Raw genomic sequence first — 25,208 nt, 5'->3', positions numbered from 1 at the left:
GAGCAAGCTCGCTCCTACAGGGGTGAAGCGGTATAGCGTTTAGCCGGCAAAGCGGTGACAGGGTTTACCGGGCACATCGACCTCGATGGCAAGCACCGCGCCATCCAGGGGGTGATCAAGAGGGCTGGCGGCGCTGGTGATGTACAGGGTGGTGAGGTGGGGGCCGCCGAACACGCAACTGGTGGGGCGGCTGACGGGCAGTTCGACGATGCGATCCACTTCACCGTCCGGCGTCAGGCGCAGCAGGCAACTGCCGTTCCAGCGTGCGTTCCAGAGATAGCCTTGGCTGTCCATCGCCGAGCCGTCCGGCGCGCCGCGCCCGTGCGGGCCGAACCACACTTGGCCAGGGTCGAGTTGGCCGTTCGGTTGGATCGCGTGCCGATACAGCGTGCCGTCGAGGCTGTCGCCGAAATGCACCTGGGCGCCGTCCGCGCTCCACAGCAAGGTGTTGGGAATGCCCAGGCCGTGCAGCAACGGCGTGACCCGCGCATCGGCATCCACGCGAAACAGCCCGCCGGAACGACGCGTGACGGGCAAGTCTTCACCCTGTTCGCCGAGGTTGTTCTGCATGGTGCCCAGCCACAGGCGACCCTGGGCGTCGCAGCGCGCTTCATTGCCACGGTTGCCCGCGTGCGGGTCGGCCACGCAGAACAGGCGCAAGGCTTCGGTCGCGAGGTTCAGTCGATACACGCCGCTGCTCAAGGTCACCAGCGCATCGCCGCTTTCACACGGGATAAACGCGGACACATGCTCCGGCAACTGCCAGGCCTGCAATTGCCCGTCCATCAGGCGCAGCGCCTGTTTGCCGGCGATGTCGACCCAATACAGGGCCTGGGTGGGCACGTCCCAGAACGGGCCCTCCCCCAGTTGCGCACGGTGTGCGCTGACGGCGTGAAACGACATGTTGCCTCCTGGATTGTTATTGTTCTCAGGTGCGCGTTACAGCGCGTCGCGTGACGGCGTGCCATCCACCAGGCGCTGGATACGCAACGGGTTGGCGTTTTTCAACGCGTCGGGCAGCAGGCTGTCCGGGTAGTTCTGGAAACACACCGGGCGCAGGAAGCGGTCGATGGCCAGGCTGCCGACCGAGGTACCCCGCGCATCCGACGTCGCGGGGTACGGGCCGCCGTGGACCATTGCGTCGCAGACTTCCACGCCGGTCGGGTAGCCGTTGAGCAGGATACGCCCGACTTTCTGCTCCAGCAGCGGCGTGAGTTCGGCGAACTGCTGCAGGTCGGCCGGCTCGCCGATGATCGTCGCCGTGAGCTGGCCGTGCAGGCCATGCAAGGCGGCGCTGAGCTGGGCCTGGTCGGCGACTTCGACGAACACCGTGGTGGGGCCGAACACTTCCTCTTGCAGCACTTCATCGCCGTCGATCAGCAGGCTGACATCGGCCTTGAACAACTGCGGCCGCGCCTGATGCCCGGCTTGAGCCTGACCGGCCAGATGTTGGATACCGGGGTGTGCCAGCAGTTTTTCCAGGCCCTTGCCATAGCTGCTCAAGGTGCCGGCATTGAGCATGGTCTGCGCCGGCTGATCGCCGATCAGTTGCGCCACCTGCTGAGTGAACGCGCTGAAGGCCGGCGACGCGAGGCCGATCACCAGACCGGGATTGGTACAGAACTGGCCGCAGCCTTGCACCACCGAGGCCGTCAGCTCGCGGGCCACGGTTTGCGCCCGCGCCTGCAGGGCCTGGGGCAGCACGATGACCGGGTTGATGCTCGACATCTCGGCGAACACCGGGATCGGCTGCGGCCGTGCCGCCGCCATGTCGCACAAGGCGCGCCCGCCCTTGAGCGAGCCGGTAAAGCCGACCGCCTGGATCGCCGGGTGCTTGACCAGCGCTTCACCGACGCCGCCGCCGAAGATCATGTTGAACACGCCCGCCGGCATCTCGGTAGCCTCGGCCGCGCGAATGATCGCATCGGCGACGCGCTCGGCCGTGGCCATATGCCCGCTGTGGGCCTTGAACACCACCGGGCAACCGGCCGCCAGCGCGGCGGCGGTATCCCCGCCCGCCGTGGAAAACGCCAGGGGGAAGTTGCTCGCGCCAAACACCGCAACCGGGCCCAGGCCGATGCGGTACTGGCGCAGGTCCGGGCGTGGCAGCGGTTGGCGCTCCGGCAGTGCCTTGTCGATGCGCGCGCCGTAGAAATCGCCGCGGCGCAACACCGTGGCGAACAGCCGCATCTGCCCGCTGGTGCGGCCGCGCTCGCCTTTGATACGGGCAGCGGGCAGTGCGGTTTCACGGCAGACCAGCTCGACGAAGTCATCGCCCAGCGCGTCCAGCTCATCGGCCACTGCCTCAAGGAACTGCGCACGGCGCGCTGCACTCAAGGCGCGGTACGCCGGGTAAGCCGCCGCCGCCGCCTTGGCAGCGGCGTCGACTTCCTGCGGCGTGGCCTGGTAAAAATCCTGGGGCAAGGCTTCGCCGGTCGCTGCATCGACGCTCTGCAGCTTGAGGCTGCCGTTGGCGCTGCGCTGGCCGCCGATGTAGTTGTGGCCAAGGAACTGGGACATGTGGCTCTCCTTTAAAGGGTGATGACGTCGCCGGGTGCGAAGACGGCGTTAACACTGCCGACACGATTGACCAGCGGCGCGCCGAACTCGGCCTGGCTGATCTCGAACACATCGCCCGGTTGGGTACGTATACCGTCGGCGAATGACAGGGTCGCGGTGCCGAAGAAATGAATGTGTACATCGCCAGGTTTGAGGAACTGGCTGTATTTGAAGTGGTGGTACTCAAGGTTTTCCAGGCTGTGGCACATATTGGCCTCGCCACTGAGGAATTCGTTCTGCCAGATCACTTCGCCGTTGCGCAGGATGCGGCTGGTGCCGGCCAGATGTTGCGGTAACTCGCCCACGCGCAACTCCGGGCCGTAGCTGCAACTGCGCAGTTTGGAATGGGCCAGGTACAGGTAGTTCTTGCGTTCCATCACGTGGTCGGAGAACTCGTTGCCCACCGCAAAACCCACGCGATAGGGCTTGCGGTCGTGGCCGATCACATACAGCCCGCCGATCTCCGGCTCTTCGCCGGCGTCTTCGGCAAAAGGCGGCACCGGGAACGCCGCGCCGGGGCGCACGACGATGCTGCCGTCGCCCTTGTAGAACCACTCCGGTTGCACGCCCGCCTGGCCGGCCGCCGGTTTGCCGCCTTCCACGCCCCACTTGAAGATACGCATGGTGTCGGTCAACGCGCTGTCGTCACCGCCCTGCTGGTGCATCTTGTCCCGCGCCGACGCGCTGCCCAGGTGGGTCAGGCCGGTGCCGCTGATCAGCATATGGGCCGGGTCCGGGTGGTCCAGCGGTGGCAGGATCTTCAGCTCGGCGAGCAGCTCGGCGTAGGTGTGACTGGCGCCCAGGCCGAGGCTCTGCACCTGCTGCGCCAGGCCCACACCCGCTTCGATCGCGGCCAGCGCCAACTCGCGCACGCTGTGCGTGGCGAGTACTTCGCGCACCTGGCTGCCCTCCACCACGCCGACCCGGCGCTCGCCGTTGGACACCTCGAACTGAACTAAACGCATGAAACTTCTCCTCGATTAAGTACGTGTGGCGCCACGGGCACTGGCGGCGAATTGCTCGGCCGGCAGCACATGCTTGCGCTCCAGCAGACGGTAGACCACGCCGGTCAGCAGCAACCCGAACACCATCACTGCGGACAGGAAGTACAAGCCCGAGGCCAGGTTGCCGGTGTATTCCTTGAGCGCGCCGATCACGAACGGGCCGATATAGCCGCCGAGGTTGCCCACCGAATTGATCAAGGCAATGCCCGCCGCCGCACTCGCACCGGCAAAAAACCGCCCGGGCAGGGTCCAGAACACCGCCGTGCAGGAAAACATCGCGAACGCCGCCAGGCACAGCGCCGCCATTTGCAGCACCGGCACACTCAGCCAGGCACTGCAGAACAGGCCGATGGCACCCAGTACGTAAAGCACCGCCAGGTGGCCGTAGCGATCGTTCAAACGGTCGGAACTGCGCGGGATGATCAACAGCCCGATGATCCCGAAGATATACGGCACCGCCGAGACAAAGCCGGTGACCAGGTCCGTGCCGCCGAACTGCTTGATCAGCGTCGGCAGCCACAGGCCCAACCCGTAGATGCTCAGGGTCACCGGCAGGTAGAACAGCGCCAGCAGCAACACGCGCTTGTCCTTGAGGGCGTGCAGCGGATTGCCGTGGCGGGTCTGGCCGTAGGCTTGCAGGTCCTTGGCCAGTTCGCCGGTGAGCCAGGCTTTTTCGTCCTCGCTCATCCAGTTGACCTGCTTGGGGCCGTCCGGCAGGTAGCGCAGCACCGGCCAGGTGAGCAGGATCGCCGGGGTGCCGATGACGATGAACAGCCATTGCCAGCCGTGCAGCCCGAGGGTGCCGTCCATGCCCAACAGGCCGCCGGAGACCGGGCCGGTGATCATCATTGCGATCGGTTGCGAGAGGATGAACAGCCCGAGGATCTTGCCGCGATGGCGCACCGGGAACCACTGAGTGATGTAGTACAGAACGCCGGGAAAGAACCCCGCCTCCGCCGCGCCGAGCAGAAAGCGCATCACATAGAAGCTCTGTGGCCCCTGCACGAACGCCATGCCGATGGTGATGGTGCCCCAGGTGATCATGATCCGGGCGAACCAGCGCCGTGCGCCGAAGCGATCGAGCATCAGGTTGCTGGGGATCTCGAACAGGAAATAGCCAATGAAGAACAGGCCTGCGCCAAAGCCGTAGGCCGCATCACCGATGCCGACGTCGGCGCCCATGTGCAGCTTGGCGAACCCCACGGCGGAGCGGTCCACGTAGGCGATCAGGTACAGCAGGATGAGGAAGGGAATCAGTTTCAGCGTGATGCGCCGTATAAGCCGCAGTTCCTGGCTCATGGGAGTCGATCTCCGATTGTTGTTTTTATAGAAGCTCGGGGGACGCCTCTCGCGAAAATCCGCCAGGGCAATACCTCAGTTGAGATCGACTATATAGTAGTACTATTTACGAAACAACACTTCCAAACCGAACATTTTGCGCTTATGTTTAGCCGCACAGAGAACATATAGTCATACAATAAGAGAAACCATCATGTCTGATAAAAAACCTGGCCTGCGCTCCGCCCAGTGGTTCGGTACCGCCGACAAGAACGGCTTCATGTACCGCAGCTGGATGAAGAACCAGGGCATCGCCGACCATCAGTTCCATGGCAAACCGATCATCGGTATCTGCAACACCTGGTCCGAGCTGACCCCGTGCAACGCCCACTTCCGCCAAATCGCCGAGCACGTCAAACGCGGCGTGATCGAGGCCGGCGGCTTCCCGGTGGAGTTCCCGGTGTTTTCCAATGGCGAATCGAACCTGCGCCCCACCGCCATGCTCACGCGCAACCTGGCGAGCATGGACGTGGAGGAAGCGATTCGCGGCAACCCCATCGACGGCGTGGTGCTGCTGACCGGCTGCGACAAGACCACCCCGGCGCTGCTGATGGGCGCGGCCAGTTGCGACGTGCCGGCCATCGTGGTCACCGGCGGGCCGATGCTCAACGGCAAACACAAGGGCCAGGACATCGGCTCGGGCACGGTGGTGTGGCAGCTCAGCGAACAGGTCAAGGCCGGCACCATCACCCTGGATGACTTCCTCGCGGCCGAGGGCGGCATGTCGCGTTCGGCGGGCACCTGCAACACCATGGGCACCGCGTCGACCATGGCCTGCATGGCCGAGGCACTCGGCACGTCGCTGCCGCACAACGCGGCGATCCCGGCGGTGGATGCACGGCGCTATGTGCTGGCGCATATGTCCGGCATGCGTGCGGTGGAGATGGTGCGCGAAGACTTGAAGCTGTCGAAGATCCTCACCAAGGAAGCCTTTGAAAACGCGATCCGCGTGAATGCGGCCATCGGCGGCTCGACCAATGCGGTGATCCACCTCAAAGCCATCGCCGGACGCATCGGTGTCGAGCTCGATCTGGACGACTGGACGCGCATCGGGCGCGGCATGCCGACCATCGTCGACCTGCAACCGTCCGGGCGTTTCTTGATGGAAGAGTTCTACTACGCTGGCGGCCTGCCGGCGGTGCTGCGCCGTCTCGGCGAAGCCAACCTGATCCCGCACCCGAACGCCTTGACCGTCAACGGCAAGTCGTTGGGCGAGAACACCAAGGATTCGCCGATCTACGGCCAGGACGAAGTGATCCGCACCCTCGACAACCCGATCCGCGCCGACGGCGGCATCTGTGTGCTGCGCGGCAACCTCGCCCCGCTGGGCGCGGTGCTCAAGCCGTCGGCCGCCAGCCCGACGTTGATGCAGCACCGTGGCCGCGCCGTGGTGTTCGAGGATTTCGACATGTACAAGGCGCGCATCAACGACCCGGACCTGGACGTGGACGCCAACTCGATCCTGGTCATGAAGAACTGCGGGCCAAAGGGTTACCCGGGCATGGCCGAAGTCGGCAACATGGGCCTGCCGGCCAAGCTGCTGGCCCAGGGCGTGACCGACATGGTGCGGATTTCCGATGCGCGCATGAGCGGCACGGCATATGGCACGGTGGTCTTGCATGTGGCACCGGAAGCCGCTGCCGGCGGGCCGTTGGCCACGGTGCAGGAAGGTGACTGGATCGAACTCGACTGCGCCAACGGGCGCTTGCACCTGGACATCCCCGACGCCGAGCTGGCGGCGCGCATGGCCGACCTGAAACCCCCGCAAAAGTTGATCGTCGGCGGCTATCGCCAGCTGTACATCGACCATGTGCTGCAGGCGGACCAGGGCTGCGACTTCGATTTCCTGGTGGGTTGCCGTGGGGCCGAAGTCCCACGTCATTCCCACTAATTGGGATGCTATGATGCCGCCTATTTAGCCAGAGCATCCCTGTCGTTATGGATCACCAGCCGTCCAAGCCGCGCAAGAGCATGCATGCCCAGATCGTCCAGGACTTGGGCATGCACATCGTTTCCGGTCGCTTCAAACCAGAAGAACGACTGCCCATGGAGGCCACGCTCTGCGAGGAGTACAAGGTCAGCCGCTCGGTGTTGCGTGAGGCCACGCGAGTGCTCAGCGCCAAGGGCCTGGTGTATTCCAAGCCACGGGTGGGCGCGGTGGTGCGGCCTCGGGTGAAGTGGCACCTGCTCGACCCGGATGTGCTGTCCTGGTTGATGCAGTCCACGCCCCATAGCGAGTTTTTCAACACCCTGGCCGGTGTGCGGCGCATCCTCGAACCGGAAATCGCCGCCATGGCCGCGACCACGGCCACCGACGAAGACATCACCACCATCGAAAAAGCCTACCTCGGCATGGAAACCGCGCAGACCCACGACGCGCTGTTGCAGGCCGACCTGGACTTCCACCGTGCGATTGCCGACGCCACGCGCAACGACCTGCTGGCGTACATGTGCAACATGCTGTCGCTGCCGCTGCGCGAGTCGATCAACATCACCAACCGCCGCCCGGATATCCAGGGCCTGAGCCTGCCCCGGCACAAGGCGATCCTCACCGCGATCCAGAACCGCGACGCCCTCGGCGCCCGGCATGCTTCGCTGGTGCAACTGGATGACACGCGGGTAGCGCTGGATACGGTGATGAATGTGCTGACGCCGTTATAAGCCCCACCCTCGTTCGACGGCCATGAAGATCAAATGTGGGAGATGTCGAGCCCCAGCGAGGCTTCGATGACGGTGGTTCTGCCAGCATTGTTGCTGCCTGACACACCACTATCGCGGCCTCGCCGGGGCTCAACATCTCCCACAGGTCTTGCTGAGCGACTGCCTCAGCGATAGCGTTCCAACCAATGGGCATACGGCGCAGGCAAGGTCCAGGACGCTTTCTCTACCCCCAGCTCCTTGGCGGCAAAGTACGCCCAATGCGGATCAGCCAGATGCGCACGCCCCACCGAGACCAAGTCCACCTGCCCGGCCTGCAACGCACCTTCTGCCAGTTGCGGCGTGCCAAACCCCCAGGCCGAAGTGACCGGGATACCGGCTTCGCGGCGCACGCGCTCAGCGATCGGCCCCAGGAACGCCGGGCCCCACGGGATCTGGGTGTCGGCAATGGTGAAGCCGACGCTGACGCTCAGCAGGTCGAGGCCACCGGCCTTGAAGCGACGGGCCAACTCGATGGATTCGGTCAGGGTCTGCTCGTCACGGCCGTCGTATTCGATCACACCGAAACGCGCGGTCAACGGCAGGTTTTCCGGCCAGACTTCACGCACAGCGGCCAGGGTTTCCAGGAGGAAACGGCTGCGATTATCGAAGCTGCCGCCGTAGGCATCGGTACGCTGGTTGGAATGCTCGGAGAAAAAGCTCTGGGCCAGGTAGCCGTGGGCAAAGTGCAGTTCGATCCATTCAAAACCGGCGTCGCGGGCACGGCGGGCGGCGTCGACGAAATCCTGGCGCACCCGGGCGATGTCGTCCAGGGTCATGGCGCGCGGCACGTTAGGCAGGTTGGCGCCGAACGCAATGGCCGACGGTGCAATGGTTTCCCAGCTGCGCACATCTGAAGCGGGGATATGATCGTCGCCTTCCCACGGGCGGTTGGCACTGGCCTTACGACCGGCATGGGCGATCTGAATGCCCGGTACCGCGCCAGCAGCCTTGATGGCCTTGACCATCGGCACGAACGCCTGAGCGTGGGCGTCGCTCCAGATACCCGCGCAACCGGGGGTGATACGGCCTTCAGGGGACACTGCGGTGGCTTCGACCACCAGCAAACCCGCGCCGCCACGGGCCATGCTGGCCAGGTGAACGTGGTGCCAGTCGTTGACGATGCCGTCGTTGGCCATGTACTGGCACATCGGCGGGATCGCGATGCGGTTGCGCAAGGTCACGTCTTTAAGCTTGTAGGGTTCAAACAGAGCAGCCATCGGGAATCTCCAGGGGCAAGTGCGTGATTCGATAGTTCGATGGTATTCGAACTATGGTATTCAACGCTAGCCCTGTTATCATTTGTTTTATGCGAGCCTTCAAACACCCCGCCCAACAAGACCTGACCCTCGAACGCGTGCTCTACGCCTTGAGCGACCCAGTGCGCCTGGAAATCGTCCGCTGCCTGGCCGGCGTACCCGAAGCCACCTGCGGCGAACTGGACGGCGGGCGGCCGAAATCCAGCATGTCCCACCACTTTCGCGTGTTGCGCGATGCCGGGCTGGTCCACACCCGCAGCGTCGGCACCACTCATCTGAATTCGCTGCGCGCGGACGTGCTTGAGGCGCGCTTTCCTGGGTTGCTGGCGAGTATTTTGGCTCAACGGTAAACGATAGGATCAGTACAACTGATCCGAGAGCATTACATCACTACTTTATTTTTTTGCGGGCGGGAGCGTATCGATCATCTGCGCTCGATAGGCTTTGTAGATCTGTTGAACCTCAGGATCGTCTAGATTTTCGTAAGTTATCCCGTCTTTATCCAGACCATCCAGCCCCTTGATGCCACCTATCATCCCAGGCCATTCATCACGGTGGGCGATATCGACAACAAAGGGTTTCAAGTAGTTATTCAGATGCCCTTTGAAAGGTGCCCCAATCTCTTCGCTAAGTGCGCGAAGATAATCGTCCTTACTCGTTTTCGACCACTCAATAGCGAACTTTGCTCGATAACAAAGTTCCATGAAAACAAGCAAAATCGTGCGCCCATTACCATCAAGAAAAGGGTGTGCAAATGCCAATTGCCCCATCACATCGCCAGGGCGTTCTCTAAAGCGTTTCTTGTTCGACGCCAGTTCAAGCGCATAGTCAATCGAGCGTTTGATTGAGCCCGGATGCTCAAAAACAGTATGCCGAGGATCGTCGTGGAAAGCCTTGAATACGGCAAGATGCGGCACCAGATCATTTCGATCTTTACCCGCCCAGTGATAGAAATCAGAGAACAAGATTTGGTGTACTTTGAGCACCGACTTGTAATCAATCGGTTTTTTCCTGGCCAAATAATCCAGTGCATCTTCCATGCTCAGCTCAAACGAGAGATGCTCGGATTCCTTGACCTCTACAGGATCTTTAAGCTGTAACGCATTCTGAAGATATCCAGCGGTATCGAAGTCTCCAAAAGGATCAAAACTCATGCGCTGAGTTTCTTCTTGGCGCGGCGCTTCTCCTGAAGATAACTGCCCTGAAGTGCGAGGGTTTCCGACTTGCTCAAAATACCCTTGCGCTTAAGGTTGACCAATAACTGTTCCACGCCATCCAATTCGACCACATCGCCAGCCAGTCCGGTGATAGCAACCGCCATTCGACTGATGCTGTCACGTTCGGCGGTGACATGATGCGCTTTAGCCAGCCTGAGCACTTTGCTGGCAATACTGACATCGGTTGTACTCGTCATTTGAAATCCCTCAGTGAGCTTTTCGAGCATAGCATGGCGGTGGTCCTTGCTCTCTACCCCGCTCGACGGGCGCAATCATTGATTTGATCCGACGCGTTGCCCCCGCCGCCGAACCTTTCACCGCAAACCACCGTCCGAGCTTAGGCACTGTTGCTTATCGCTCGCCGCGAGGTCTCCGTTTGAAAGCCGCCATCATCGAAAAATACCGCCTGATCATCAAAACCATGGGGTATGTCGGTTGGGCCCTGTTCTGGCTGTTGCTGTGGGACGTCGCCGTCACCGTAGACTTCATGCTGTTTCTCACCGCCAAGATCAACCTGCCGTTGATGCCGCTGACCTTGCTCGGCTCAGCGCTGGTGGTGCTGATCAGTTTTCGTAACAGCAGTGCCTACAACCGCTGGTGGGAAGCGCGCACCTTATGGGGCGCCATGGTTAACAATTCGCGCAGTTTCGCGCGGCAGGTGCTGACGCTGCTGGATGACCTTGGCAGCGACGCGAACCCGGTCAAGGCCACCCTGCTGCGCCGCCATGTGGCCTACGTGAACTGCCTGGCCTCCCACCTCAAGGGCCAGCCGTGCCCCGATGAGGTGCGGGCGTTTATCCCGGCCGAGGAATTTGCGCGCAACGGCGCCACCAACAACTTCGCCAATGACATCCTCACCGGCTCGGCGGCGCTGTTGGCCAGGGAATACAAGGCCGGGCGCCTGGACAGTATCCGTCTGGCGCGGCTGGAGTCGACCCTGGTGGATTTGTCCAACGCCCAGGGCGGCATGGAACGCATCGCCAATACCCCGCTGCCCTACCCTTACGTGTACTTCCCGCGCCTGTTCATTTCGCTGTTCTGCCTGATCGTGCCGGTGGGCCTGGTCGAATCCCTGGGCTGGTTCACCCCGCTGGCGTCCACGGTGGTGGGCTTCATGCTGCTGGCCATCGAACGCATCGGCACCGACCTGCAAAGCCCGTTTCACTCCAGCGAACACCAGATCCAGATGGAAACCATCTGCGAAACCATCGAGAACAACCTGCAGTCGATGCAGCGTGATGCGCTGGGCGGCAACCGTATCGGCTGAACGCACCCACGGCCTCAAGTGCGTGCCCCGGCGGTCGATATAAGGGGTACGCATGGCCGCACCCCTCATAAAAACACATGCGACGCTACTGTTTTCCCCTTGCCAAAACTATAAATACCCGCGGGAGAAGTCATGAATATCAAGCAAAAGCTGACCTGGGCGTTTGCGGCCATCGCGTGCGTGCCGGTTATCCTGGTGGCGGTGCTGGTGGTGCTGAACCTGCGCGAGGCGGCTGTGGCCAATTTCCTCGACAGCAGCGGCCGCGAGATCCGTCAGATCGATAACGGCATGAAGCAGTTCTTCGACGGCATCAGCCAGAACGTCGAGTACGTGGCCAAAGACCCGCGCGTTGTCGCGGCCAAGGAGCTGAAGAACTACGCCGGTGCCGACGCTGCGCAAATCGCGCTGACGCCGACGAATAAAGAGCTGCTGGCGATATTCGAGCAGTTCGCCAAAAGCCATCCGAGTACCGCCTACCTGTCCCTGGGCCTGAGCGATGGCGGTTATGCGAGCTGGCCTGACGACACCAAACTGAACAACTACGACCCGCGCGTGCGCCCCTGGTACAAAGCCGCCGTGGCCGCACCGGGCACCACCGTGCGGACCGGGGCCTACTACTGGGCGCCGGACGATGTGGTGTTGATCGGCACGGTCCATACCGTGGTCGACGCCAGCGGCACCCTGCTCGGCGTGGTCGGCCTGGACGTCTCGCTCAAGCAGCTCACCGAGCTGGTGCGCAACATCAAGCTGGGCGACAGCGGCTACCTGATGCTGGTGGAAGCCAACGGCAACGTGCTGGTGGACCCCAGCGATGCCAAGCACAACTTCAAGCCGATGACCGAACTCGGCGCCAACTACGCCGAACTGGCCAAGCGCGGCGACGGCGTGACCCAAGTCGATATCGATGGCGTGGCCTACATGGCCAACGTGGTCAGTTCCAAAGACTTGGGCTGGCGCTTTATCGGCCTGATCAAGCGCGACGAAGTGATGGCCGACGCCACGCGTCTGACCTGGCTGATCGCGGCCATCGCAGCGGTACTCGCCGTCGTCTTCGCGATTGTCGGTGCGAGCTTCGCCAGCATGATCGTGCGCCCGATTCGCGGGGTCGCCGACGGCCTGCAAGAAATCGCCGAAGGTGAAGGCGACCTCACCCGTCAACTCAAGGTGCAAGGCAAGGACGAAACCGCCAGCCTGGCCGGTTGGTTCAACCAGTTCCTGAGCATGATCGCCCAGTTGGTACAGCGCATCGGCAGTGCTTCATCCGACCTGCAAACCGCCGCCGCCGACACCCGCGAAGTGGCCAACAACATGAACCAGGCCGCCGGCCGCCAGCGTGAAGCGGTGGAACTGGTGAGCACCGCGTTCAACGAAATGGTGGCCACCGCCAACGAAGTCGCACGCTCCTGCAGCGCCGCCGCGTCGAGTGCCGACGAAGGCTATCGCGATGTACATGACGGCCAGCAGCACATCGGCGAAGCCACCGGCAGCGTGCTCAAATTGAGCGAAGAACTGCAAAAATCGACCCAGACCATGCAGTTGCTGGAGCAGGACAGCAAAAACATCAACACCATCCTCGACACCATCCGCTCGATTGCCGAGCAGACCAACCTGCTGGCGCTCAACGCAGCGATTGAAGCCGCGCGCGCCGGTGACCAGGGCCGAGGCTTTGCAGTCGTCGCCGACGAAGTCCGCGCCCTGGCCCGCCGCACCGCCGACTCCACCGGCGAAATCGACAGCCTGCTCGGCAACCTCGCGCGCCGCACCCAGGAAGTCACCCTGCAGATGCAGGGCAGCCTGCAGGTGTCGCAAACCAGCGTGGAACGCATCCAGCAGGCCCGCGACAGCTTCGACAAGATCCAAGGCTCGGTGGACTCGATCCGCGACCAGAACACCCAAATCGCCACCGCCGCCGAGGAACAGCATCAAGTCGCCGAACAGATCAACCGACACATCGCGCAGATCCATGCCGATGCCCAGCTAGTAGAAGACTTTGCCCACTCGGCACAGACCGGCTCTGGCCGCCTGACGGATATTTCCGGTCAGCTCAAGGGCCTGGTAGGCCGCTTCAAGTTCTAACCCCCGCCAATGCAAGGCGGTGAGCCACTCACCGCCTCTGCTGCTGACCCCACGCCAGCCTTCACCTTGAGCTCGACCGCGCAGCCGGTTGCCTCAAGGTACATCCGCACACTCCCGCACATCCCGCCGACCTTGGTGGCACTGTCCGCATCCGCAGATGAGGGCGGCGTACAACCGTCGATCATTCGAACGCGCTGACGTCTATTGCGATTCTCGTATTATGGTATACCATCATACGCAGACCTCTCACATCAGACGGAGCAGCCCATGAGTTTCGAAATCCGCAAGATCGTCAGCTACGCAGAAGAAACCTTTATCGAAGGCGGCAAGGCCTCGGACACTCCCGTGACCATGGTCGGCCTGGCCGTGGTGCTGAAAAACCCCTGGCTGGGTCGCGGTTTCGTCGAAGACCTCAAGCCGGAGATCCGTGCCAACTGCTCCGACCTCGGCGCGCTGATGGTCGAGCGCCTGGTGGGCATCATCGGCGGCGCGGAAAAAATCGAGGCCTACGGCAAGGCGGCAGTGGTCGGTGCCGACGGCGAGATCGAACATGCCAGCGCGATCATCCATACCCTGCGCTTCGGCAACCATTACCGTGAGGCGGTCAAGGCCAAGAGCTACCTGAGCTTTACCAACAAGCGCGGCGGCCCGGGCACGTCGATCCAGATCCCGATGATGCACAAGGACGACGAAGGCCTGCGCTCGCACTACATCACCCTGGAAATGCAGATCGAAGATGCGCCGCGTGCCGACGAAATCGTCGTGGTACTCGGTTGCGCCGATGGCGGCCGCCTGCATCCGCGCATCGGCAACCGTTATATCGACCTGGAAGAGCTGGCGGCTGAAAAAGCCCAATAAGCAAGACCGGCCCCCCAACAAAAAGCATGCAGGAGCGCTCCATGATTCGGCTCACCGCTGAACGCACCCCGGCTGGCACCAGTTATCTGGCGACCGGCCAAGGCCAGCCTGTGGTTTTGATCCACGGCGTGGGCCTGAATAAAGAAATGTGGGGCGGACAAGTCGTTGGCCTGGCCACGAATTACCGCGTGATTACCTATGACATGCTCGGCCATGGCGCCAGCCCGCGCCCGGCCGCCGACACCCCGCTGCTCGGCTATGCCGACCAGTTGCTGGAACTGCTCGACCACCTGCAACTGCCCCAGGCCAGCGTGATCGGATTTTCCATGGGCGGCCTGGTCGCGCGGGCGTTTGCCTTGCATTACCCCGAACGCCTGAAGGGCCTGGTGGTGCTCAACAGTGTGTTCAACCGCAGCCCTGAACAGCGTGCCGGCGTGATCGCACGTACCGCCCAGGCCGCCGAACACGGCCCGGACGCGAATGCCGAAGCCGCACTGTCGCGCTGGTTCAGCCGCGAATACCAGGCGGCCAACCCGGCGCAGATCGCCGCGCTGCGGGAAACCCTGGCGGGCAACGACCCCCAGGGTTACCTGACCACCTATGAACTGTTTGCGACCCAGGACATGTACCGTGCCGACGACCTCCCGGGGTTGCGCGCACCGACCCTGGTCGCCACCGGCGAACTCGACCCTGGCTCGACCCCGGACATGGCCCGGCAACTGGCCGACCGTATTCCCGGCGCCAGCGTTGCGGTGCTGGCCGAGCAACGGCATATGATGCCGGTAGAGTCACCGCGCCTGGTCAACCAGTTGCTGCTGGGGTTCCTCGACACGGTGTACGCCCAAAACACTCCAATTAAGGGGATCGTTGCATGACACTCGCACGCTTCCAGATGTGCATCGGCGGTGAATGGGTCGATGCCCTCTCCGGCAAGACCTTCGACAGCCTCAACCCGGCCCTGGCCGAACCCTGGGCGCAACTGCCCGACGCCGACGAAGCCGACGTGGAGCGCGCCGTGCAGGCCGCGCAAAGCGCCTTCGACAGCCCGGCCTGGCGTGGCCTCACGGCTACCGCACGGGGCAAACTGTTGCGCCGCCTGGGTGACCTGATCGCTGAGAACAAGGAACACCTGGCCCAGTTGGAAAGCCGCGACAACGGCAAGCTGATCCGCGAAACCCGTGGCCAGGTCAGCTACCTGCCGGAGTTTTTCCACTATACCGCCGGCCTTGCCGACAAGCTCGAAGGCGGCACCCTGCCGCTGGACAAGCCAGACCTGTTCGCCTACACCGTGCATGAAGCCATGGGCGTGGTCGCCGCGATCATTCCGTGGAACAGCCCGCTGTACCTGACGGCGATCAAACTCGCACCGGCCCTGGCGGCGGGCAATACCATCGTGATCAAGCCCTCGGAACATGCCTCGGCGACCGTCCTGGAACTGGCGCGCCTGGCCCTCGAAGCCGGCATTCCAGCGGGCGTGGTCAACGTGGTCACAGGCTTTGGCCCCAGCACCGGCGCCGCCCTCACCCGCCACCCACTGGTGCGCAAGATCGCCTTTACCGGCGGCGCGGCCACGGCAAGGCATGTGGTGCGCAGCAGCGCGGAGAACTTCGCCAAACTCTCCCTGGAACTGGGCGGCAAGTCGCCGAATATCATTTTTGCCGACGCCGACCTCGACAGCGCCATCAATGGTGCAATCGCCGGCATCTACGCGGCATCCGGGCAGAGTTGCGTCTCCGGTTCGCGCCTGCTGGTGCAGGACGCTATCTACGACGAATTCGTTGAACGCCTGGTAGCGCGCGCCCAACGCATCCGCATCGGCAACCCGCAAGACGACGCCAGCGAAATGGGCCCCATGGCCACCGCGCAGCAACTGGCCGTGGTCGAAGGCCTGGTGGCGGACGCCATCGCCGAAGGCGCACGCCTGCGCACTGGCGGCAAACGCCCGCAGAACCTCGGCGAAGGCTGGTTCTATGAGCCGACGCTGTTCGAGTGCGACCGCAACTCGATGAAGATCATGCAAGAGGAAGTGTTCGGGCCGGTGGCCTCGGTCATCCGTTTCAAGGACGAAGCCGAAGCACTGGCCATCGCCAACGACTCGCAGTTCGGCCTCGCTGCCGGCATCTGGACCCGCGACCTCGGGCGCGCCCACCGCCTGGCGCGCGATGTGCGCTCGGGGATCATCTGGGTCAACACCTACCGCGCGGTCTCGGCCATGGCGCCCATCGGCGGCTTCAAGAACAGTGGCTACGGACGCGAAAGCGGCATCGATTCGGTGCTGGCCTACACCGAGCTGAAGACGGTGTGGATCAACCTCTCCCAGGCGCCCATGCCTGATCCTTTTGTGATGCGTTAAGAGTCCACAACCATGATCGAACCCGGCATATACAAAGACGTCATGAGCTCGTTCCCGTCCGGGGTCACGGTGGTCACCACCCTCGACCCGGACGGCGGCATCGTCGGCATCACCGCCAGCGCGTTCAGCGCGCTGTCGATCGACCCGGCCCTGGTGCTGTTCTGCCCCAACTATGCGTCGGACACCTACCCGATCCTGCGTGACAGCAAGCGCTTTGCGATTCACTTGCTGTCCGCCGACCAGACCGCCGAAGCCTACGCTTTCGCCAGCAAAGGCAAGGAAAAAGCCAAGGGCATCGAGTGGCACTTGAGCGAGCTGGGCAACCCGCTGCTGGCCAAGGCCACGGCGATCATCGAGTGCGAGCTGTGGCGCGAGTACGACGGCGGCGATCACGCGATCATCGTCGGCGCCGTGAAGAACCTGATCCTGCCCGAGCAACCGGTCACGCCGATGATCTATCACAAAGGCAAGCTGGGCCCGCTGCCCACCCTGGCCTGAGGAGCTGTGTGCAATGAGCAACGCAAAGTATGAGCAGGGGCTGAAGATCCGCACCCAGGTGCTGGGCGAAGCCTACGTACAGCGTTCGATCGAGAACGCCGACGACTTCACCCGCCCCCTGCAGGAGATGGTCACCGAATACTGCTGGGGCCATGTGTGGGGCCGGGAGGGTTTGTCGCTTAAAGAACGCAGCATGATAAACTTGGCGATGATTTCGGCCCTCAATCGGCCCCACGAGCTCAAGCTGCACGTGCGCGGCGCCTTGCGTAACGGGCTGAGTCGTGAACAAATACGCGAAATTCTGCTTCAGGTCGGCATCTATTGCGGGGTTCCCGCCGCCGTGGACAGCTTCCGGCTGGCCCGGGAAGCCTTCGCCGAAGCCGATGCCGAGGCCTCCCGTTAACCGTCCCATTCAGAGCAGCCCCCATGAAACGCCTGCCACTCGACGACAGCTTCAAGGTCAATCACAACCCGATCACCCTGCGCGAAATCGTGCTGGAGAAACTGCGCAGCGCCATCATGAACTTCCAGCTGCTGCCGGGTGACCGCCTGGTGGAGCGCGACCTGTGCGACCGCCTCGGCGTCAGCCGCACCTCGGTGCGCGAAGCCTTGCGTCACCTGGAGTCCGAAGGCCTGGTGGAATTCGCCGATGCCAAGGGCCCTCAGGTGGCGATCATTACCCTGGCCGACGCCGTCGACATCTATGAACTGCGCTGCGTGCTTGAAGGCTTGATCGTGCAGTTGTTCACCCTGCGCGCCAAGGCCAAGGACATCAAGGCCCTGGAAAAAGCCCTGGAGGAAAACCGCAAGGCCCTCAAGGACGGCGAACTGCAACAGGTCATCGATTCGGTACAGGGGTTCTACGACGTGTTGCTTGAAGGCTCCGGTAACCACGTGGCCGCCACCCAGTTGCGTCAGTTGCAGGCGCGTATCAGCTACCTGCGCGCCACGTCGGTGTCCCAGGAAAACCGTCGCGGCACCAGCAATCAGGAAATGGAACGCATGGTCCAGGCGATCAAGAGCGGCGACCCGCTCGCCGCCCACCAGGCCTGCGTCGACCACGTGCGCGCGGCAGCAGCCGTGGCCCTGGATTACCTCAAGCGCAAACAGGAAGAGACCGGCAAGATCCCCGAGATCACCCTGCCCATCGCCCTCAAAGAACCGCGCATAGGTCACTGACCGTGTTCAGGCCAAGCTTTTGCCCCAAATGCGGCGGCAGTGACCTCGGTCACCAGCTGCCACCGGGCGATACGCATGAGCGCCTGATGTGCCGCGGTTGCGGCTATATCCACTACATCAATCCCAAGATCATCGCCGGCTGCATCATCGAGCAGGACGGCAAGTACCTGCTGTGCCAACGCGCGATCCCACCGCGCCCCGGCACCTGGACACTGCCGGCGGGGTTCATGGAAGGTGGCGAGACCACTGAACAAGCGGCGTTGCGCGAAGTCTGGGAAGAAAGCGGCGTGCGCGCGGAGATCCTCTCGCCCTACTCGATCTTCAGCGTGCCGAAGATCAGCGAGGTGTACATCATCTTCCGCGCCATTGCGCTGGAGATCACCGGCCAGTTCGGGCCGGAAACCCTCGACTATCATTTCTTCGCGCCCGAGGACATTCCCTGGGACAGCATCTACTACCCGGCGATCCGGCAGATCCTCGAACGCTACATCGAGGAACGCCAGGCCGGGGTGTATGGCATCTACATCGGCAATGACGACAGCGGCAAGATCCATTTCATCCGCTGATCTTCAGGCTGAACTCGGTTCAAATGTGGGAGGGGGCTTGCCCTCGATGGCAGTGGCATATTCAACATCGCCGTTGGCTGACACACCGCTATCGGGGGCAAGCCCCCTCCCACAGTTTGAAGCGCGTGAATCAGCCCTGCTCATCGTCGAAACCAGGGCGCTGCAACGCAGCCTACTCCACACCACCGAACCCAATGTGGGAGGGGGCTTGCCCCCGATGGCAGTGGCATATTCAACATCGCCGTTGGCTGACACACCGCTATCGGGGCAAGCCCCCTCCCACAGTTTGAAGCGCGTGAATCAGCCCTGCTCATCCTCGAAACCAGGGCGCTGTAACGCAGCCTATTCCACACCACCGAACCCAATGTGGGAGGGGGCTTGCCCCCGATGGCAGTGGCATATTCAACATCGCCGTTGGCTGACACACCGCTATCGGGGCAAGCCCCCTCCCACAGTTTGAAGCGCGTGAATCAGCCCTGCTCATCCTCGAAATCAGGGCGCTGTAACGCAGCCTATTCCACACCACCGAACCCAATGTGGGAGGGGGCTTGCCCCCGATGGCGGTGTGTCAGCCACTGAATGAGGTGACTGAACCACTGCCATCGGGAGCAAGCTCCCTCCCACATTTGAATCGATTTACACCTGAAAAAAACTAAGGCGCCAGCCCTTCCACGATGATGATCTGCGCCTGCCCCACCCCCTCACGGTGCGCCTTCGCCGCCTGATATTCGGCGGATTCGTAACACGCCACCGCCTGCTCATAGCTATCGAACTCAATCACCACATTACGCTGCCGCGCCGGCCCGCCTTCCATCGCTTCGCTGCGCCCGCCCCGGGCCAGAAACCGCCCGCCAAACTGCGCAAACGCCGCCGGCGCGCGTTGGGTGTATTGCGTGTACTGCTCTGCATCGGACACATCTACATGGGCAATCCAATAGGCCTTCATCGTGACATCCTCTCGCCTGATTTTGTGGTATACCATAATACACACAACCAACAAGTCGAGCACCCAACATGTCCTTCAACAGCATCGCAGACATCATCGAAGACTACCGCCAAGGCAAGATGGTGCTCCTGGTGGACGACGAAGATCGGGAAAACGAAGGCGACCTGCTGCTGCCTGCAGCGTGCTGCACCGCCGAGACTATCAGTTTCATGGCCCGCGAAGCCCGTGGCCTGATCTGCCTGACCCTCACCGACGAACACTGCCAGCGCCTGGGCCTGGAGCAGATGGTGCCGAGCAATGGCAGCGCGTTCAGCACCGCGTTTACCGTGTCCATCGAAGCGGCCAGCGGCGTGACCACCGGTATCTCTGCCGCCGACCGCGCACGCACGGTGGCGGCGGCCGTGGACGTCAACGCGGGGCCTGCCGATATCGTGCAGCCGGGGCATATCTTTCCGTTACGCGCCAAAGATGGCGGCGTGCTGACCCGCGCCGGCCACACCGAAGCCGGCTGTGACCTGGCCCGCCTGGCCGGGCATGCACCGGCCTCGGTGATCGTCGAAGTGATGAACGACGACGGCACCATGGCCCGCCGGCCTGACCTGGAAATCTTCGCGCGCAAGCATGGGATCAAGATGGGCACTATCGCCGACCTGATTCACTACCGCCTCAGTACCGAACGCACCGTGGTGCGCATTGGCGAACGCGACCTGCCCACGGTGCATGGCACGTTCCGCCTGATTACCTTTGAAGACCGCATCGACGGTGGCGTACACATGGCCATGGTGATGGGCCCATTGCGCCGCGATGAACCTACGCTGGTGCGCGTGCATGTGATCGACCCGCTGCGCGATCTGGTCGGCGCCGAGTACAGCGGTCCGTCCAACTGGACGCTGTGGGCCGCCCTGCAACGCGTCGCGGCCGAAGGCCGTGGCGTGGTGGTGGTGCTGGCCAATCATGAATCGTCCCAGGCGCTGCTGGAGCGCGTACCGCAACTGACCCAGGCACCGCGCCAGTTCAACCGTTCGCAGTCGCGGATTTATTCGGAAGTCGGCACCGGGGCGCAGATATTGCAGGATCTGGGCGTCGGCAAGTTGCGTCACCTCGGCCCGCCCCTGAAATACGCCGGGCTGACCGGCTACGACCTGGAGGTGGTCGAGAGCATTCCCTTCACCGAATGACGGATAACCGGTAAGGCAAAATGCTTGCACAAAGTTTGGAATACCATAATATGATATTCCATAGACCGAACGCTTTCGCCAAGTGCGCCCGCCAGGGACAGCACCAATAACAGCCCTTGGCACGGTCGCCTTTTGGGCCTCGATTAGAGGCTCCGATGGACCTACTGCTCCCGATAGGCGGGCATTACCAAGCCCGCTCAATAACAAAACAAATGAGGGCGTGAAAATGGTGTTGAACAAACGTGCAACCGCTGTGCTGTTCGCGGGTTTATTGGCTACGGCCACTCACGCGGCCCTGGCGGCCGAAAGCGTGAATTTCGTGAGCTGGGGCGGTAGCACCCAGGATGCGCAGAAACAGGCGTGGGCCGACCCTTTCAGCAAGGCCAGCGGCATCACCGTTGTACAGGACGGCCCGACCGACTACGGCAAGCTCAAGGCCATGGTCGAAAGCGGCAACGTGCAGTGGGACGTGGTGGATGTCGAGGCCGACTTCGCCTTGCGCGCCGCCGCCGAAGGCCTGCTCGAACCCCTGGACTTCTCGGTAATCCAACGCGACAAGATCGACCCACGCTTCGTCTCCGACCATGGCGTCGGCTCGTTCTTCTTCTCCTTTGTGCTGGGCTACAACGAAAGCAAACTCGGCGCCGGCAAACCCCAGGATTGGACCGCGCTGTTCGACACCAAGACCTACCCCGGCAAACGCGCCCTCTACAAATGGCCCAGCCCTGGCGTGCTCGAACTGGCCCTGCTGGCCGACGGCGTACCGGCCGACAAGCTCTACCCCCTGGACCTGGACCGCGCCTTCAAGAAACTCGACACCATCAAAAAAGACATCGTCTGGTGGGGCGGTGGTGCGCAGTCGCAGCAACTGCTGGCCTCCGGCGAAGTCAGCATGGGCCAGTTCTGGAACGGTCGCATCCACGCCCTGCAGGAAGACGGCGCACCCGTGGGCGTGAGCTGGAAGCAGAACCTGGTCATGGCCGACATCCTCGTCGTGCCTAAGGGCACCAAAAACAAAGCCGCCGCGATGAAGTTCCTGGCCAGTGCCAGCAGCGCCAAGGGCCAGGCCGATTTCTCCAACCTGACCGCCTATGCACCGGTGAATATCGACAGCGTGCAGCGCCTGGATTCAGTCCTGGCGTCCAACCTGCCGACGGCGTATGCCAAGGACCAGATCACCCTCGATTTCGCCTACTGGGCCAAGAACGGTTCGGCCATTGCGACACGGTGGAATGAATGGCTAGTCAAATGAAAATGACGGCAACTACACCGACCGGGAGCGCCCTCGGCGCTGCCGGCGCGGTTTGCAGCAACGCCGTAGCGCCGTCCCTGGCCCAGCGCTGGCGGGGCGCGGGCAACCTGATCCCGGCCCTGCTGTTCCTCGGCCTGTTCTTCCTCGCACCGCTGATCGGGCTGTTGCTGCGCGGTGTACTGGAACCGGTGCCGGGCCTGGGCAACTATGAACAGCTGTTCGCCAACTCGGCCTACGCCCGGGTAATGCTCAACACCTTTTCGGTGGCGGGCCTGGTGACCCTGTTCAGCCTGTTGCTGGGCTTCCCGCTGGCCTGGGCGATTACCCTGGTGCCACGCGGCTGGGGCCGCTGGATCTTGAATATCGTGTTGCTGTCGATGTGGACCAGCCTGCTGGCCCGCACCTATTCCTGGCTGGTATTGCTGCAAGCCTCCGGGGTCATCAACAAGGCGCTGATGGCCATGGGCATCATCGATGTGCCCCTGGAGATGGTGCATAACCTCACTGGCGTGGTGATCGGCATGAGCTACATCATGATCCCGTTCATCGTGCTGCCGTTGCAGGCGACCATGCAAGCCATCGACCCGATGATCCTGCAGGCCGGCTCCATCTGCGGCGCGAGCCCGTGGACCAACTTCTTCCGGGTGTTCCTGCCGCTGTGCCGGCCGGGGTTGTTTTCTGGCGGGTTGATGGTGTTCGTGATGTCCCTCGGTTACTACGTTACCCCGGCGCTGCTCGGCGGTGCGCAGAACATGATGCTGCCCGAGTTCATCATCCAGCAGGTGCAATCGTTCCTCAATTGGGGCCTGGCCAGTGCCGGTGCCGCGTTGCTGATCTTCATCACGCTGGTGCTGTTCTACTTCTACCTGAAGCTTCAGCCGGAATCCCCGGTTGGCGCGAGCAATGCGAGGTAAGCCGTCATGCTGCTGACTCCGAATGCCATGAGCCGCAGGATGCGCCTGGGCCTCTACACCACCACCGGTTTGATTGGGCTGTTCCTGCTGCTGCCGATCGTGTTTATCGTGCTGCTGTCGTTCGGCTCGTCGCAATGGCTGGTGTTCCCGCCACCGGGCTGGACGCTGAAATGGTACGGCCAGTTCTTCTCCAACGCCGACTGGATGAACGCGGCGCTGGCCAGCCTCAAGGTCGCCGTGCTGACCACCGTGTTCGCCGTAGCGCTGGGCCTGCCCACCGCATTTGCCCTGGTGCGCGGGCGCTTCCCCGGCCGCGAGCTGCTCTACGGCCTGTTCACCCTGCCGATGATCGTGCCACTGGTAATCATCGCCGTGGCGGTGTACGCGCTGTTCCTCAAGCTCGGCTACACCGGCACGATGTTCGCCTTTGTGGTCAGCCACGTGATTGTCGCGTTGCCGTTCACCATCATCTCGATCATCAACTCGCTGAAACTGTTCGATCAGTCGATTGAAGACGCGGCGGTGATCTGCGGTGCGTCGCGCCTGCAGGCGGTGTTCAAGGTGACCTTCCCGGCGATTCGCCCGGGGATGGTGGCCGGTGCGCTGTTCGCCTTTCTTGTGTCATGGGACGAAGTGGTGCTCAGCGTGATGATGGCCAGCCCGACCCTGCAAACCCTTCCCGTGAAAATGTGGACCACCCTGCGTCAGGACCTGACACCGGTGATCGCCGTCGCCTCGACGCTGCTGATCGGCCTCTCGGTGCTGGTCATGGTCATCGCCGCCGCCGTCCGCCGGCGCACAGAAACCCGCGCTTGAGCGCCCAGGAGCAGAACATGAGTGCAGTGATCCAAGATGCCGCGCAGAACCCGGGCCAACCCCTGGTCAGCCTGCGCAACCTGAACAAGTACTACGGCGAATTTTGCGCCGTGGACAACATTTCGCTGGACATCAAGGACGGCGAATTCCTCACCTTCCTCGGCTCCAGCGGCTCGGGCAAAAGCACCACCCTGTCGATGCTCGCCGGCTTTGAAACGCCGAGCAGCGGCGAGATCCTGGTGAGTGGTCAATCGCTGGTCAACGTACCGCCGCACAAGCGCGACATCGGCATGGTGTTCCAACGCTACTCGCTGTTCCCGCACCTGTCGGTACGCGACAACATCGCCTTCCCCCTGGCGATCCGCAAACTGGCCAGCGCCGAGCGCGAGAAGCGTGTCGACGCCATGCTCAAGCTGGTGCAACTGGAACAATTCGCCCATCGCCGCCCGTCGCAACTGTCCGGCGGCCAGCAACAGCGCGTCGCCATCGCCCGGGCGCTGGTGTACGAGCCGCGCATCCTGCTGATGGACGAACCGCTCGGCGCCCTCGACAAGAAGCTGCGTGAAGACTTGCAGGACGAGCTGCGCCAGTTGCATCGGCGCCTGGGCATCACCATCGTCTATGTGACCCACGACCAGGAAGAAGCGATGCGCCTGTCGCAACGCATCGCGATTTTCAGCCATGGCAAGATCGTCGGCCTGGGCAGCGGTTTCGACCTGTACCAGAACCCGCCGAACGCGTTTGTCGCCTCATTCCTGGGCAACTCCAACTTCCTCAAGCTCAAGGCCCAGGGCAACGCGGCGGCGTCATTCGAAGGCCAATCCGTGTCGATCCGCCTGACCGGCGGCCTGCGCAGCGAGCAGGATGTGCTGCTGATGGTGCGCCCGGAAAAAGCCCTGGCGCTGAGCGTCGAACAGGCCGCCGAACAGCCCCTGGCCGCCGGTTGGAATGAGGTGTCGGCGCTCGTTGGCGAAGTGCTGTTCCTCGGCGAAAGCCAGACCTGCAGCGTGAAAACCCTGGGCGGCACCTCGATGACGGTCAAGGCATTGTCCGCTGCCGGCATGCCGCTCAAGGCCGGCGACCCGGTGCGCGTGCGCTGGGCCACCGCGGATGCCTGTGTGTACACCGAGTGGGCGGAAAGCGATCTGAACAAGGCTGCCGGCGCCCACTGAGTCACCCATTGTGGGAGGGGGCTTGCCCCCGATGGCGGTGGAACAGTCAGTTTATCTGT

The 25,208-nt window shown here is 62.8% G+C and carries 24 protein-coding genes and 2 pseudogenes; 18 read left to right on the top strand and 8 right to left on the bottom strand.

The window, feature by feature from the left end; translation table 11 throughout:
* Positions 1 to 39: 39 nt before the first annotated feature.
* From J2Y83_RS10300 to J2Y83_RS10285, 4 genes are read right to left on the bottom strand one after another with little or no spacing between them, the layout of a single operon-like run.
* Entirely contained in the window at positions 40 to 903 is an 864-nt protein-coding gene (locus J2Y83_RS10300) for an SMP-30/gluconolactonase/LRE family protein (RefSeq protein ID WP_253394947.1), read from the bottom strand.
* 36 nt (positions 904 to 939) lie between these two features.
* On the bottom strand, positions 940 to 2,520 hold the full coding sequence (locus J2Y83_RS10295; protein ID WP_253394946.1) for an aldehyde dehydrogenase (NADP(+)): 1,581 nt from the start codon (positions 2,518 to 2,520) through the stop codon (positions 940 to 942).
* Between the two features lie 11 nt (positions 2,521 to 2,531).
* Positions 2,532 to 3,524 (bottom strand): AraD1 family protein, encoded by a 993-nt coding sequence (gene araD1 / locus J2Y83_RS10290; RefSeq protein WP_253394944.1) that lies wholly within the window; start codon positions 3,522 to 3,524, stop codon positions 2,532 to 2,534.
* A 15-nt stretch (positions 3,525 to 3,539) separates the two neighbouring features.
* On the bottom strand, positions 3,540 to 4,862 hold the full coding sequence (locus J2Y83_RS10285; RefSeq protein WP_253394942.1) for an MFS transporter: 1,323 nt from the start codon (positions 4,860 to 4,862) through the stop codon (positions 3,540 to 3,542).
* A gap of 193 nt (positions 4,863 to 5,055) precedes the next feature.
* Here J2Y83_RS10285 and J2Y83_RS10280 point away from each other — a divergent pair, with 193 nt between their 5' ends.
* Positions 5,056 to 6,792 carry an IlvD/Edd family dehydratase gene (locus J2Y83_RS10280; protein ID WP_253394940.1) on the top strand — a complete coding sequence of 579 codons (1,737 nt, stop codon included), beginning with the start codon at positions 5,056 to 5,058 and terminating at the stop codon, positions 6,790 to 6,792.
* Positions 6,793 to 6,839: 47 nt separating this feature from the next.
* Entirely contained in the window at positions 6,840 to 7,562 is a 723-nt protein-coding gene (locus J2Y83_RS10275; RefSeq protein WP_253394937.1) for a FadR/GntR family transcriptional regulator, read from the top strand.
* Between the two features lie 164 nt (positions 7,563 to 7,726).
* Here J2Y83_RS10275 and J2Y83_RS10270 read toward each other — a convergent pair whose 3' ends face one another.
* Positions 7,727 to 8,818 carry an NADH:flavin oxidoreductase/NADH oxidase gene (locus tag J2Y83_RS10270; protein WP_253394935.1) on the bottom strand — a complete coding sequence of 364 codons (1,092 nt, stop codon included), beginning with the start codon at positions 8,816 to 8,818 and terminating at the stop codon, positions 7,727 to 7,729.
* Positions 8,819 to 8,871: 53 nt separating this feature from the next.
* On the opposite strand from J2Y83_RS10270, the gene J2Y83_RS10265 reads away from it, so the two are divergent.
* Complete coding sequence (locus J2Y83_RS10265) at positions 8,872 to 9,207, top strand: ArsR/SmtB family transcription factor (protein ID WP_373423807.1); 336 nt, start codon at positions 8,872 to 8,874, stop codon at positions 9,205 to 9,207.
* 45 nt (positions 9,208 to 9,252) lie between these two features.
* Here J2Y83_RS10265 and J2Y83_RS10260 read toward each other — a convergent pair whose 3' ends face one another.
* Positions 9,253 to 10,011: a Fic/DOC family protein gene (locus J2Y83_RS10260; RefSeq protein WP_253394931.1), complete on the bottom strand. Its 759-nt coding sequence runs from the start codon at positions 10,009 to 10,011 to the stop codon at positions 9,253 to 9,255.
* Positions 10,008 to 10,271: a hypothetical protein gene (locus J2Y83_RS10255; protein WP_253400368.1), complete on the bottom strand. Its 264-nt coding sequence runs from the start codon at positions 10,269 to 10,271 to the stop codon at positions 10,008 to 10,010. Before J2Y83_RS10255 ends, J2Y83_RS10260 begins: the two co-directional genes overlap by 4 nt.
* 179 nt (positions 10,272 to 10,450) lie before the next feature.
* Between J2Y83_RS10255 and J2Y83_RS10250 the strand changes: the two genes are divergently transcribed.
* The 10 genes and pseudogenes from J2Y83_RS10250 (at position 10,451) to J2Y83_RS10210 (ending at position 18,871) form a co-directional block, all read left to right on the top strand.
* Positions 10,451 to 11,341 (top strand): bestrophin family protein, encoded by an 891-nt coding sequence (locus J2Y83_RS10250; protein WP_253394928.1) that lies wholly within the window; start codon positions 10,451 to 10,453, stop codon positions 11,339 to 11,341.
* A 132-nt stretch (positions 11,342 to 11,473) separates the two neighbouring features.
* Positions 11,474 to 12,553, top strand: a pseudogene (locus tag J2Y83_RS29835) (HAMP domain-containing protein); the annotation flags it as partial.
* A 327-nt stretch (positions 12,554 to 12,880) separates the two neighbouring features.
* Positions 12,881 to 13,417 (top strand): annotated as a pseudogene (locus J2Y83_RS29830) (methyl-accepting chemotaxis protein); the annotation flags it as partial.
* Between the two features lie 267 nt (positions 13,418 to 13,684).
* Entirely contained in the window at positions 13,685 to 14,275 is a 591-nt protein-coding gene (locus J2Y83_RS10240; RefSeq protein ID WP_253394924.1) for an amino acid synthesis family protein, read from the top strand.
* 41 nt (positions 14,276 to 14,316) lie between these two features.
* Positions 14,317 to 15,150, top strand: a complete 834-nt coding sequence (locus J2Y83_RS10235; RefSeq protein WP_253394922.1) for an alpha/beta fold hydrolase — start codon at positions 14,317 to 14,319, stop codon at positions 15,148 to 15,150.
* Positions 15,147 to 16,628 carry an aldehyde dehydrogenase gene (locus tag J2Y83_RS10230; RefSeq protein ID WP_253394919.1) on the top strand — a complete coding sequence of 494 codons (1,482 nt, stop codon included), beginning with the start codon at positions 15,147 to 15,149 and terminating at the stop codon, positions 16,626 to 16,628. The genes J2Y83_RS10235 and J2Y83_RS10230 overlap by 4 nt, the downstream gene beginning before the upstream one ends.
* Before the next feature lie 12 nt (positions 16,629 to 16,640).
* Positions 16,641 to 17,126, top strand: coding sequence for a flavin reductase family protein (locus J2Y83_RS10225; RefSeq protein WP_010567340.1), 486 nt, complete (start codon positions 16,641 to 16,643; stop codon positions 17,124 to 17,126).
* Between the two features lie 13 nt (positions 17,127 to 17,139).
* A complete protein-coding gene (locus J2Y83_RS10220) occupies positions 17,140 to 17,529 on the top strand; it encodes a carboxymuconolactone decarboxylase family protein (RefSeq protein WP_247407889.1) in 390 nt (129 codons plus the stop codon).
* Positions 17,530 to 17,552: 23 nt separating this feature from the next.
* Entirely contained in the window at positions 17,553 to 18,305 is a 753-nt protein-coding gene (locus J2Y83_RS10215; protein WP_247407890.1) for a GntR family transcriptional regulator, read from the top strand.
* Between the two features lie 2 nt (positions 18,306 to 18,307).
* Positions 18,308 to 18,871, top strand: a complete 564-nt coding sequence (locus tag J2Y83_RS10210) for an NUDIX hydrolase (RefSeq protein ID WP_253394917.1) — start codon at positions 18,308 to 18,310, stop codon at positions 18,869 to 18,871.
* A 652-nt stretch (positions 18,872 to 19,523) separates the two neighbouring features.
* Here the strand turns inward: J2Y83_RS10210 and J2Y83_RS10205 are convergent.
* Positions 19,524 to 19,817, bottom strand: coding sequence for a DUF1330 domain-containing protein (locus tag J2Y83_RS10205; protein WP_046383894.1), 294 nt, complete (start codon positions 19,815 to 19,817; stop codon positions 19,524 to 19,526).
* A gap of 68 nt (positions 19,818 to 19,885) precedes the next feature.
* Here J2Y83_RS10205 and ribBA point away from each other — a divergent pair, with 68 nt between their 5' ends.
* The 5 genes from ribBA to J2Y83_RS10180 all read left to right on the top strand — a co-directional run bounded on the left by ribBA (position 19,886) and on the right by J2Y83_RS10180 (position 25,149).
* On the top strand, positions 19,886 to 20,995 hold the full coding sequence (ribBA, locus tag J2Y83_RS10200) for a bifunctional 3,4-dihydroxy-2-butanone-4-phosphate synthase/GTP cyclohydrolase II (RefSeq protein WP_253394915.1): 1,110 nt from the start codon (positions 19,886 to 19,888) through the stop codon (positions 20,993 to 20,995).
* Positions 20,996 to 21,221: 226 nt separating this feature from the next.
* Positions 21,222 to 22,247 (top strand): ABC transporter substrate-binding protein, encoded by a 1,026-nt coding sequence (locus J2Y83_RS10195; RefSeq protein ID WP_247408482.1) that lies wholly within the window; start codon positions 21,222 to 21,224, stop codon positions 22,245 to 22,247.
* Positions 22,244 to 23,161: an ABC transporter permease gene (locus J2Y83_RS10190; protein WP_253400367.1), complete on the top strand. Its 918-nt coding sequence runs from the start codon at positions 22,244 to 22,246 to the stop codon at positions 23,159 to 23,161. Before J2Y83_RS10195 ends, J2Y83_RS10190 begins: the two co-directional genes overlap by 4 nt.
* Positions 23,162 to 23,167: 6 nt before the next feature.
* Entirely contained in the window at positions 23,168 to 23,977 is an 810-nt protein-coding gene (locus J2Y83_RS10185) for an ABC transporter permease (RefSeq protein WP_247406707.1), read from the top strand.
* 17 nt (positions 23,978 to 23,994) lie between these two features.
* Positions 23,995 to 25,149, top strand: coding sequence for an ABC transporter ATP-binding protein (locus tag J2Y83_RS10180; protein WP_253394913.1), 1,155 nt, complete (start codon positions 23,995 to 23,997; stop codon positions 25,147 to 25,149).
* The last annotated feature ends 59 nt before the right edge of the window (positions 25,150 to 25,208 follow it).

Origin of the sequence: Pseudomonas marginalis (assembly GCF_024169655.1) — a bacterium.
Classification (GTDB): Bacteria; Pseudomonadota; Gammaproteobacteria; order Pseudomonadales; family Pseudomonadaceae; genus Aquipseudomonas; species Aquipseudomonas paraveronii.
Note: the sequence above shows the minus strand (reverse complement) of the source record. Positions and strands in the feature narration are given on the sequence as shown.

Excerpts from the sequence above, each read along its gene's own strand:
- J2Y83_RS10300 (WP_253394947.1), bottom strand. The coding sequence starts at position 903 with ATGTCGTTTCACGCCGTCAGCGCACACCGTGCGCAACTGGGGGAGGGC.
- J2Y83_RS10295 (WP_253394946.1), bottom strand. The coding sequence starts at position 2,520 with ATGTCCCAGTTCCTTGGCCACAACTACATCGGCGGCCAGCGCAGCGCC.
- araD1 (WP_253394944.1), bottom strand. The coding sequence starts at position 3,524 with ATGCGTTTAGTTCAGTTCGAGGTGTCCAACGGCGAGCGCCGGGTCGGC.
- J2Y83_RS10285 (WP_253394942.1), bottom strand. The coding sequence starts at position 4,862 with ATGAGCCAGGAACTGCGGCTTATACGGCGCATCACGCTGAAACTGATT.
- J2Y83_RS10280 (WP_253394940.1), top strand. The coding sequence starts at position 5,056 with ATGTCTGATAAAAAACCTGGCCTGCGCTCCGCCCAGTGGTTCGGTACC.
- J2Y83_RS10275 (WP_253394937.1), top strand. The coding sequence starts at position 6,840 with ATGGATCACCAGCCGTCCAAGCCGCGCAAGAGCATGCATGCCCAGATC.
- J2Y83_RS10270 (WP_253394935.1), bottom strand. The coding sequence starts at position 8,818 with ATGGCTGCTCTGTTTGAACCCTACAAGCTTAAAGACGTGACCTTGCGC.
- J2Y83_RS10265 (WP_373423807.1), top strand. The coding sequence starts at position 8,872 with ATGGTATTCAACGCTAGCCCTGTTATCATTTGTTTTATGCGAGCCTTC.
- J2Y83_RS10260 (WP_253394931.1), bottom strand. The coding sequence starts at position 10,011 with ATGAGTTTTGATCCTTTTGGAGACTTCGATACCGCTGGATATCTTCAG.
- J2Y83_RS10255 (WP_253400368.1), bottom strand. The coding sequence starts at position 10,271 with ATGACGAGTACAACCGATGTCAGTATTGCCAGCAAAGTGCTCAGGCTG.
- J2Y83_RS10240 (WP_253394924.1), top strand. The coding sequence starts at position 13,685 with ATGAGTTTCGAAATCCGCAAGATCGTCAGCTACGCAGAAGAAACCTTT.
- J2Y83_RS10235 (WP_253394922.1), top strand. The coding sequence starts at position 14,317 with ATGATTCGGCTCACCGCTGAACGCACCCCGGCTGGCACCAGTTATCTG.
- J2Y83_RS10230 (WP_253394919.1), top strand. The coding sequence starts at position 15,147 with ATGACACTCGCACGCTTCCAGATGTGCATCGGCGGTGAATGGGTCGAT.
- J2Y83_RS10225 (WP_010567340.1), top strand. The coding sequence starts at position 16,641 with ATGATCGAACCCGGCATATACAAAGACGTCATGAGCTCGTTCCCGTCC.
- J2Y83_RS10220 (WP_247407889.1), top strand. The coding sequence starts at position 17,140 with ATGAGCAACGCAAAGTATGAGCAGGGGCTGAAGATCCGCACCCAGGTG.
- J2Y83_RS10215 (WP_247407890.1), top strand. The coding sequence starts at position 17,553 with ATGAAACGCCTGCCACTCGACGACAGCTTCAAGGTCAATCACAACCCG.
- J2Y83_RS10205 (WP_046383894.1), bottom strand. The coding sequence starts at position 19,817 with ATGAAGGCCTATTGGATTGCCCATGTAGATGTGTCCGATGCAGAGCAG.
- ribBA (WP_253394915.1), top strand. The coding sequence starts at position 19,886 with ATGTCCTTCAACAGCATCGCAGACATCATCGAAGACTACCGCCAAGGC.
- J2Y83_RS10195 (WP_247408482.1), top strand. The coding sequence starts at position 21,222 with ATGGTGTTGAACAAACGTGCAACCGCTGTGCTGTTCGCGGGTTTATTG.
- J2Y83_RS10190 (WP_253400367.1), top strand. The coding sequence starts at position 22,244 with ATGAAAATGACGGCAACTACACCGACCGGGAGCGCCCTCGGCGCTGCC.
- J2Y83_RS10185 (WP_247406707.1), top strand. The coding sequence starts at position 23,168 with ATGCTGCTGACTCCGAATGCCATGAGCCGCAGGATGCGCCTGGGCCTC.
- J2Y83_RS10180 (WP_253394913.1), top strand. The coding sequence starts at position 23,995 with ATGAGTGCAGTGATCCAAGATGCCGCGCAGAACCCGGGCCAACCCCTG.